Source organism: Catenulispora rubra (genome assembly GCF_015356825.1).
Lineage (GTDB): Bacteria > Actinomycetota > Actinomycetes > Streptomycetales > Catenulisporaceae > Catenulispora > Catenulispora rubra.
In genome coordinates this window covers 1-9,234 of the sequence record NZ_JAACYW010000389.1, presented here as the reverse complement: position 1 = coordinate 9,234, position 9,234 = coordinate 1, and the positions used below count along the sequence as shown (strand labels likewise).

Sequence of the window (9,234 nt, the reverse complement as noted above, 5' to 3'; positions counted from 1 at the left end):
GCGCGGGTCAGCCCCGGCCTGGCCGGATCCCCCGTGGCCGCCCCGCGCTCCCTGTTCGGCCCGCAGAGCGTGGTCGAAGCCGTGCAGGTCCTGGCCGAGTACCCGGACGCCATGATCATCGCCGGCGGCACCGTGGCCATGCCGGAGATCACCCAGGGCCGCCGCCACCCCGGCGCGGTCCTCACCCTGCACCGCTGCGCCGAACTGCGCGGCTGGTCGACCGGGCCCGGCGAGGTGCTGCTGCACGCCGGCCTGACGCTGGCCGAGATGCAGCAGCGCGACCTGCGCCAGCAGGTCCCGGCGCTGAACCAGGCCGCGCGGACGATCGGCGCGCCGCACATCCGCGCCGCCGCCACCCTCGGCGGCAACCTGGTGGTCGGCCCGGCCTCGGCGGACCTGCCGGTGGTGCTCGCCGCGCTCGGCGCGTCCGTGCTGGTGGCCTCCGCCGACGGCGTGCGCACGGTCTCCGTGTCCGACTTCTACGACCGCGACGGCGTCCCGCAGCTCACCCCCGGCGAACTCGTCGTCGGCGCGCGGGTGCCGGTCGTCGAGGGCATGCAGGGCTTCATGAAGATCGGGGTCCGCGGCGGCATCTCGCGCTCGATCCTGTCGATCATGCTGGCCGTGGATCCGGCGCGGCGCAGCGCGACCTGCGTCGTCGGCGCGATGGCGCTGGCCGCGCTGCCGTCCGGCACCGGCCGCGGCGGGCTGCCGACCCTGCTGCGCGCCGACCACGCCGACCGCTGGCTGGCCGAGCAGGTGGACTGGGAGGCCGGCGCGATCGCCGACCCGACCGTCTACGAGACCTTCGGCCGCCTGGTCGCCGACTCGCTCGTCTACGGCGACGGGAGCGGCACGCTCGGCGGGGGCGGCGACCCGTACCGTCGGAAGGCCGTGGAGATCTGCGCCCGCCGGGCGCTGCTGCGTGCGCTGCCGCCGCTGGGTTGGCTGGACCAGGTCCGGGAGTTGCAGAAGCGGGCCGACTTCCAGCGCGCCAAGCAGCGGGTCGAGCGGGCCGAGCAGGCGCGGAACCAGGACCGGTAGCCGGTAGTTCAGTAGGACAGTGGGACGTGTTGGGCCGCCGGCATCCGCCGGCGCCGCCGGGCGAAGGGGATGGACCAGTGAGCCACAGGTGAGCGAGTCGGCGGTGGAATGGCCGGCCGTGGGCCTGACGCTGCGCGTCGACGGGCACGAATATCCGGTGCCGCAGGTGTGGATCGGCGACTCGCTGCTGGCGGTGCTGCGCGAGCGCCTGGACCTCGACGAGCCGCGCGACGGCTGCGCGGTCGGCGAATGCGGGTCCTGTCTGGTCACGCTCGACGGCCGGCTGGCGGCGGCCTGCCTGGTGCCCGCGGTCGCCGCGGCGGACCGGGACGTGCGCACGCCCCAGGACGCGGCCTTCGAAGCGGCCCGCGAGGCGGTCGAGGCCGCCAACGCCAGCCCCTGCGGATTCTGCGCCCCGGCGCTCACCGTCGCGATCACCGATCTGCTGCACCGCAACGCCGATCCCGGACCCGCCGCGATCCGGGAGGCGCTGGCCGGGATCGTCTGCCGCTGCGCCGAGTCCGGACGCTGGATCGAGGCGGTGGCCCGGGCCGGGGAGGCCGGCGTCGGGGACGCCGGCGCCGCCGGACCCGGGATCTCCGACTCCGGCGAGATGCCGGCGTTCGTGTTCGACGCCGGGGAGCCCGCGTGACCGAGCCCAAGTTCCCCGCCGACCTGCGGGCCGAGGGCATGCTCTGGATGGGCGTCACCCGCTCCCCGCACGCCAGCGCCGCGATCCGCGGCCTGGACATGCGGCCGGCGCGCGCCATCGCCGGCGTGCACGCCGTGCTCTCCGCCGCCGACCTGCCCGGCTACAACTTCCACGGCCCGCGCTCCATCGACCAGCCGGTGCTGGCCGCCGACGTGGCCCGGTACATCGGCGAGCCGGTGGCCGTGGTGGCCGCCGAGCACCCGGCGCTGGCGCGCGCCGCCGCCGCGCGGGTGCGCGTGATCTGGGACCCGCTGCGGCCGCTGCACGACCCGGATCAGGCCTCGACGGCGGCGCCGATCCACCCGGACGGCAACGTCCTGCACACCACCACCCTGGCCTTCGGCACCGACCCGGCGACGCTGGCCGATCCGGCGAGCGCCGAGTCCGCCGGGCGGAAGATCGTCGAGGGCGAGTACGTCTTCGACGGCGTCGCCTCCCGGCCCGCGGCCCCGGCCGTGGTGATCGCGGTACCCAACGGCGAGCGCGGGATCGAGATCTACGTCGCGACCGTCTCCCCGCGCGGCGACCGCGAGGTGGTCGCGCAGTGCCTGGGCCTGCCGGTGGAGAAGGTGCACGTCATCCCGACCCGGGTCGGCGGCGCCGACACCCACCGCGAGGACGTGGGCCTGCAGGTGCAGGCCGCGCTGCTGGCGATGGCGACCGGCCGGCCGGTGAAGGCGGTCGTCCCGCGCGACGCCCCGGCACATCCGGGGCGTCCGGCGGCGCAGCTGCGCTACCGGCACGTGGTCGGTGACGACGGGAGCCTGGTCGCGGTCGAGGCCGACATCCTGCTCGACGGCGGCGCCTACGCCTCCACCACGATCGACATCCTGGAGGAGGCCTGCCGGCTGGCGGTCGGGCCGTACCGGGTGTCGAACGTGCGGGTCACCGGCCGCGTGGTCCGCACGAACAACCCGCCGACCGGCCGGGTGCGCGGCGGCGGCGGGGCGTTGACGTGCGCGGCCTACGAGGCGCAGATGGACGCCGCGGGTTCGGCGGTCGGCCTGGGCGGCCTGGAGGTCCGGCTTCGCAATCTGCTGCGACCCGGCGACCTGGTCCCGGACGCGAGCGACCCGCTGGGCAAACCGGCCGCGGCCCCGGTGCCGATCCCGGACTGTCTGCACGAGATCCTCGACACCCCGATGCCGAACTTCCCGCCGGGACCGGACATCCGCGAATACCCGGGAACCGTCGGGCGGACCGGGGAGCTGACCCGGATCCGGCGCGGGGTCGGCGTCGCGCTCGGCATGGCGGACCTGTCGAACCCGACGCAGCTGGGGGAGTATGCGACCGCCGTCGTGCTGGTCTCGATGAGCCCGGAGGGCCCGGCCGCGACCGTGGCCTGCTCGGCCGTGGAGACCGGCTCGGGCTTGCACGACCTGATCCGCGTCACGGTCGAGCGCACCCTGGGCATCGCGCCGGAGCGGGTCGCCGTCCGGGCGCCTGAGGACCCCGGCTCGCTGCCGTCGTCGTCGGCGGTCACGCATCCGGCGTGGGTGCACGGCAGTGCGGTCGAGGCGGCGGCGAAACAGGCCCGTGCCAAGCTCTTCCGGTCGCTGGCCGAGCAGATCGGCATCGACGGCGGGCTGCTGAAGGTCATCGACGGCTATCTGGTCTCGCACGACGACGTCTTCCACCTCCCCCTCGACGACGCCTACCGGCAGTGCCTCCAGTCCGGCCGCGTGGTGCGCGGCGACGGCGAGTTCCGCATGGTGACCATGCCGGCCCTGACCGGCACCTCGGACGCGGCCAGCGTCGCGGTCGGCGCGGTGCGCGCGGTGGTGGACGTGGACACCGAACTCGGCCTGGTGAACGTGATCCAGGTGGCGATCGCGCAGGACGCGGGCCGGGTCGCGGTCATGGACCGGGCCGTGCACCGCGTCGCCTCCGGAGCCGTGGCCGGCGCGGGCTTCGTCCTGTCCGAGGGCTCGGACCTCCCCTTCGGCTGGGGTGAGCCCTCGACGATGGACGCCCCGGAAATCGTGGTCGCCGCGCTGCTGGAGACCGCCGAGGAGGCGAAGGAAGAGATCGGCCCGGACGGCCTGCCGGTCGCCGCGCCGCCGCTGGGCGGCATGAAGCCGGTCGGCGACCTGTCGGTGATGGCGACCCCGGCCGCGGTGCTGGCCGCGATCCGGGACGCCGTCGGCGATCCGCAGGGTGGGTCACCGCTTCGACTGCCGTTGCGACCCGATCGCGCGTGGTGGGTTCTCGGGTGAGGTAATCTCGGGGGTCGGTCCTTACGGACCGCGCGTTCGAAGGCGTGAGAAGGTACGGCAAGCGGGTGGAACAAGAGGAGGAACCGTGAGCATCTCGGCGGCCTCCCATCTGTCCCCGTCCTACCCCGACCGGGCCGCGCGCGGCACCGCGGGGCGGCTGCGGGCCTGGCAGCAGGCGGCGCTGGACCAGTACATGGAGCGCGAGCCGCGGGACTTCCTGGCGGTCGCGACCCCCGGCGCCGGCAAGACCACGTTCGCCCTGCGCATCGCCACGGAGCTGCTGGACCGGCACGTGGTGAACACCATCACGATCGTGGCGCCGACCGAGCACCTGAAGACGCAGTGGGCTGAGGCGGCGCACCGGGTCGGGATAAAGATCGACCCCAACTACAGCGGCGTGACCGGCGGCACTTCGCGGGACTACCAGGGCATCGCGGTGACCTACGCCGGCGTGGCCGCGCACCCGATGCTGCACCGGAACCGCGTCGAGGGTCGCAGGACCCTGGTGATCCTGGACGAGATCCACCACGCCGGCGACTCCAAGTCCTGGGGCGAGGCGGCGTACGAGGCCTTCGAGCCGGCGACCCGGCGTCTGGCCCTGACCGGGACGCCCTTCCGCTCGGACACGAACCCGATCCCGTTCGTGACGTACGCGCCGGACAACGAGGGCATCCGCCGCAGCATCGCGGACTACTCGTACGGCTACGGCTCCGCACTGGCCGACGGGGTCGTGCGGCCGGTCGTGTTCATGTCGTACGCGGGCCGGATGCGCTGGCGCACCAAGGCCGGCGACGAGATCGCCATGCAGCTCAACGAGCCGATGACGAACGACGCGGTGAAGCAGGCCTGGCGCACCGCGCTGGACCCGGCCGGGGACTGGATGCCGCAGGTGCTGCGGGCCGCGGACCGCCGGCTGCGCGAGGTGCGGCGCGGGATCCCGGACGCCGGCGGGCTGGTCATCGCCACCGACCAGGGCGCGGCGCGGGCCTACGCGGACATGCTCAAGGACATCACCGGCAAGCGGCCGATGGTCGTGGTCTCCGACGACCCCGACTCGTCGAAGAACATCTCCGAGTTCACCGACAGCGACGATCGCTGGATGGTCGCAGTGCGCATGGTGTCCGAGGGCGTGGACGTCCCGCGCCTGGCGGTCGGCGTGTACGCCACCGGCATCTCCACGCCGCTGTTCTTCGCGCAGGCCGTCGGCCGCTTCGTGCGGGCCCGGCGGCACGGCGAGACGGCGTCGGTGTTCGTGCCCTCGATCCCGATGCTGCTCGAGTTCGCGAACGAGATGGAGAAGCAGCGGGACCACGCGCTGGACAAGCCGACCCAGGCCACCACGACCGAGGACGTGTGGGGCGAGGAGGAGGCGCTGCTCGCGGAGGCCAACCGCACCGAGAAGGAGCAGGGCTACGAAGAGGAGCTCTTCACCTTCCAGGCGCTGAACTCCGAGGCCGAGTTCGACCGGGTCCTGTACGACGGCGCGGAGTTCGGCCTCCCGGCCGACCCCGGCTCGCGCGAGGAGGCGGAGTACCTGGGGCTGCCGGGGCTGCTGGATCCGGAGCACATCAAGGTCCTGCTGGCCAAGCGGCAGCAGATGCACCTGAGCAGCGCGCGGAAGAAGGCGCTGCTGCGCTCGCAGGCCGAAGCGATCGTCGGGGCCGAGGAACGTCCGGTGATGACGCGCAAGCAGCTGCTGGAGCTTCGCAAGGAGCTGCAGGGGCTGGTCGGCGCCTGGCACCACAAGACCGGCAAGCCGCACGGGACGATCCACGGCGAGCTGCGGCGGACGTGCGGCGGTCCGGCGGTGGCGCAGGCGACGGCGACGCAGTTGCAGAAGCGGATCGATATGGTGCGGCGGTGGGCTGCCGAGGGTGGGTATTAGGCGCTGGTTGGTGGTAGCTGGTCGCTGGTCCGAACAGCCAGTCCTAGCCGGTGATTCCGACAACGCCGAACGCGCGGCAGGTGGTGCGCAGCTCCTCCGGTTCGGGGAGCCGCGCTGCCAGGTCCTGGACGGTCACAGGGCTGTTGAACATGACCGCGATTGAACATCACCGCTGTTGAACATCACCGGGTTCCCGCAGTAGCAAGCCAAGGACCAGACCCGTGACCGGCACCGCGCACAGCACCGTGAGCACCCCCTGCGGTCCGCTGTGCTCGGCGATCAGCCCGAACACCGGCGCCAGCAGACCGCCGGCGCTGACGCCGAGTCCGAGCGTGACGCCGGCCGCGGTGCCCGGGCGGCCCGGCAGGTAGTCCTGGCCGAGTTTCACCAGCACGGCGAACGGGATGTTGAGCGCGAGCCCGGTCAGTATGGCGAACGCCAGCGGGGTGACGCTGCCGGGGCACACGCGCAGCGCGAGCAGCATCGGCACGGTCAGCGCGCCGCCGAGTCGCACCGTGCGCACCATCCCGACGCGGTCGGCGATGCGTCCGCCGAGCAGTGTGCCGGCGACGCCGCCGACCAGGAAGCAGGCCAGGGCCGCGCCAGCGAGGGTGCGGGAAGCGTGCAGGTGCTTGAGCCAGTACAGCTCGATGAAGGTGTTGATGCCGAAGAACGTCGCCGAGCGGACCACCTCGATGCCGGTCAGCGCGGCGAAGGGGCCCCAGCGGTCGTGGCCGCCGGCCGTCGTCGCGTGGGCGTGCCGGGTGCCGCTGCGTTTCTTGAGCAGCACCAAGGCGATGAGCCAGGCCGGCGGGATGAACAGGGCCGTCGCGCCGACGCCCCACGCGTCGAGTGCGGGCGTCGCCAGCACCGGCGCCAGGAAGAAGCCGACGCTGCCGCCCGCCGCGAAGATGCTCATCGCGGTGGCGCTGTCCCCGGCGGCCTCGCGGGCGGAGCGGCCGGCCGCGGGGTGGAACATCGCGACTCCGAGCCCTGATATCAGGATGCAGAGCCAGACCAGCGCGTAGGGGCCCGCCAGGCCGGAGAGGCCCAGGCCCGTCCCAGCGACCGCGACGCCGACCGCGGCCAGCCGCGGCAGCCGCCACCGGTCCACGGCCAGGCCGATCGCCGGTTGCGGGAGCGCGCTGCCGAGGGTCGCGGCGAGCGTGAGGCCGGAGGCGGCGAGGTAGCTGTAGTGCCGTTCCAGGACGAAGTAGGGGACGCTGGCGGGGACGAGGCCCTGGTACAGGTCGTCGACGGCGTGCGCGATGCCCCAGACGGCCATGCGGCTACGGACACTGCGCGGGCCCGCTGGATCCCGTGCCTCCGGCGCTTCCGGTTCTTCCACTGCTTTTGGTGCGATCAGGCTCATGGCCTCCACGATCGCGCCGCGCGACCCTGTCCGGCTTCCGATATCCTGCCGATTGATGTCGGAAATCCGCCTGGTCCTCACCGGCCCCACCCGCCGCCCCCTGCTGCCCGGCGAGCAGGTGGAACGACACGACCACGACGTGAACCAGCTTGTCTACCCGCTCAGCGGGATGCTGGAGGTCGCCACCTCTGCCGGAGTGTGGATGGTGCCGCCGCACCGCGCCGCCTGGATCCCGGCCCGGGTCCCGCACGCGCACCGGGCGCACGGGCCCACCGAGATGCGGACCCTGATCTTCCCGGCCGGCACCAACCCGCTCCACCTGGACAGCCCGACGGTCCTGGCCGTGGATCCGTTGCTGCGCGAGGTGATCGTCGCCCTGACCACCGAGGACCCGGGCCCCCGACAGCGCCGCACCCTCGAACAGGTGGCGCTGGACCGGCTGCGCACCGTCGACGAACTCCCGCTGCGCCTGCTCTGGCCGCGCGACGACCGCCTCGCGACGATCGCCCGCACCCTCGCCGACGACCCCGCGGACGACCGCAGCCTGGCCGCCCTCGGCCGCGAAGCCGGCGCCGCCGAGCGCACCCTCAGCCGCCTGTTCCGCGCCGAGACCGGCATGACCTTCCCGCAGTGGCGCACGCAGCTGCGGCTCCAGCACGCCATGGCGCTGCTGGCGACCGGCGAGGCGGTGACGACGGTCGCGACGGCGTGCGGCTTCGCGACCCCGAGCGCGTTCATCGAGACGTTCCGCAAGGCGCTGGGAACGACGCCGAGGCGCTACCGGGCGAGTGCGAACCCGCCGACGGGGTAGATCGACGGTTGTGATGAGGTTGCCAACAATCGCCACCCCGCCACCCCGCCGCCCCGCAGTCACCCGGCCCGGCCTTCTCTGATAGCCCGTCAGATGACATACTCCGCGCCATGACCCCCAAGGGACTGAAGCGCACAGCCCAGACGCTCGCCCGCCAACCCTGGTTCGTGGCGGTCGGAAAACGCACCCTCCCGCACGTGGACCGCGTCCTGTACAAGGCGACCCGCGGCCGCGTCGGCGCCATGAGCCCCTCAGGCCTGACCGGCCTGCTGCTCACCACGGTGGGCCGCAAGACGGGCAAGGAGCGCTCCGTGCCCCTGCTCTACGTAGGCCACGAGGGCAAGTACTACCTCACCGGCTCAAACTGGGGCCAGGAGCACCACCCGGTCTGGACGCTGAACCTCATGGCGACCCCCGAGGCGACCCTGACCGTGAAGGGCAAGAAGATCCCGGTCACGGCGAGGCTCCTGGAGGGCGACGAGCGCACGGCCATCTGGCCGGTGCTGACCACGACCTGGCCGAACTTCGACGTGTACACCGAGCGCAGCGGCCGCGAGCTGCGGGTGTTCGAGCTGACGCCCCGGTGAGGCGGTAGTCGGGCCGGTGGTGTGGTTCGCCGTGTCCGACCAGACCACGCGGGGTGTTGGTTCTGGGTCCCTCGCCGCGTCAGCGGGCTGGTTCCGTTTACGGCGATGACGCGGCGAGGGACCCAGAGCCCGGCGACCACAAGCAGCACCGCCACCAACCAGCGCGACGCAGGCAACAGCGGATAGGAAGCCGAACAGCCGCGGACCGCCGGCAAACAGCCGGACGCGCGGGTCGCCCCCTCGTCGAGGAGGCCCGCCAGAGGCCTCAACGCACCCACCAAACGCGGCCGCCACCCGCCAGACCAAACGCGTGCGCAGTGACTCGGACTCATGCGAGGTCGTGGACGCGAAAACGGCGAGCCGCCAGCGCACTGGCGCAGCGACTCGGACCGGCGCGCGGTCGTGTCCGCGCACAACCGGGGGCCGCCAGCGCGACGCACTTTGCTCAACCGAACTGCGTCCCCTGCGAGGCCATCCAACCCTTGGCGAAGCCGTAAAAATCGCCTGTAAACCACAGAAAAAACGCAACCCGGTCAGCTTGCCGAACCTGCTACCCAGCACCGGCAAACAACCGCACATACAGCAAAGCCGCCCCCCGCCCCAAACC

General features: G+C 73.1%; 7 protein-coding genes. 6 read left to right on the top strand and 1 reads right to left on the bottom strand.

Features of this window, described 5'->3' with window-relative positions:
• From GWK61_RS49855 to GWK61_RS49840, 4 genes are all read left to right on the top strand, one after another.
• The coding region (locus tag GWK61_RS49855) for an FAD binding domain-containing protein (protein WP_194920827.1) at positions 1 to 1,044 on the top strand (1,044 nt) is incomplete at its 5' end.
• 88 nt (positions 1,045 to 1,132) lie between these two features.
• Positions 1,133 to 1,696, top strand: a complete 564-nt coding sequence (locus GWK61_RS60305) for a (2Fe-2S)-binding protein (RefSeq protein ID WP_194920825.1) — start codon at positions 1,133 to 1,135, stop codon at positions 1,694 to 1,696.
• Positions 1,693 to 3,972 (top strand): xanthine dehydrogenase family protein molybdopterin-binding subunit, encoded by a 2,280-nt coding sequence (locus GWK61_RS49845; RefSeq protein ID WP_194920824.1) that lies wholly within the window; start codon positions 1,693 to 1,695, stop codon positions 3,970 to 3,972. The genes GWK61_RS60305 and GWK61_RS49845 overlap by 4 nt, the downstream gene beginning before the upstream one ends.
• Before the next feature lie 85 nt (positions 3,973 to 4,057).
• Entirely contained in the window at positions 4,058 to 5,857 is a 1,800-nt protein-coding gene (locus tag GWK61_RS49840) for a DEAD/DEAH box helicase (protein ID WP_194920820.1), read from the top strand.
• Positions 5,858 to 6,023: 166 nt separating this feature from the next.
• Here the strand turns inward: GWK61_RS49840 and GWK61_RS49835 are convergent, their stop codons facing one another.
• Positions 6,024 to 7,142, bottom strand: coding sequence for an MFS transporter (locus tag GWK61_RS49835; protein ID WP_228564266.1), 1,119 nt, complete (start codon positions 7,140 to 7,142; stop codon positions 6,024 to 6,026).
• A gap of 142 nt (positions 7,143 to 7,284) precedes the next feature.
• Between GWK61_RS49835 and GWK61_RS49830 the strand changes: the two genes are divergently transcribed.
• Together GWK61_RS49830 and GWK61_RS49825 are read left to right on the top strand one after the other, a co-directional pair.
• On the top strand, positions 7,285 to 8,040 hold the full coding sequence (locus tag GWK61_RS49830) for an AraC family transcriptional regulator (protein WP_194920816.1): 756 nt from the start codon (positions 7,285 to 7,287) through the stop codon (positions 8,038 to 8,040).
• Positions 8,041 to 8,150: 110 nt separating this feature from the next.
• Entirely contained in the window at positions 8,151 to 8,627 is a 477-nt protein-coding gene (locus GWK61_RS49825; RefSeq protein WP_194920814.1) for a nitroreductase family deazaflavin-dependent oxidoreductase, read from the top strand.
• The last annotated feature ends 607 nt before the right edge of the window (positions 8,628 to 9,234 follow it).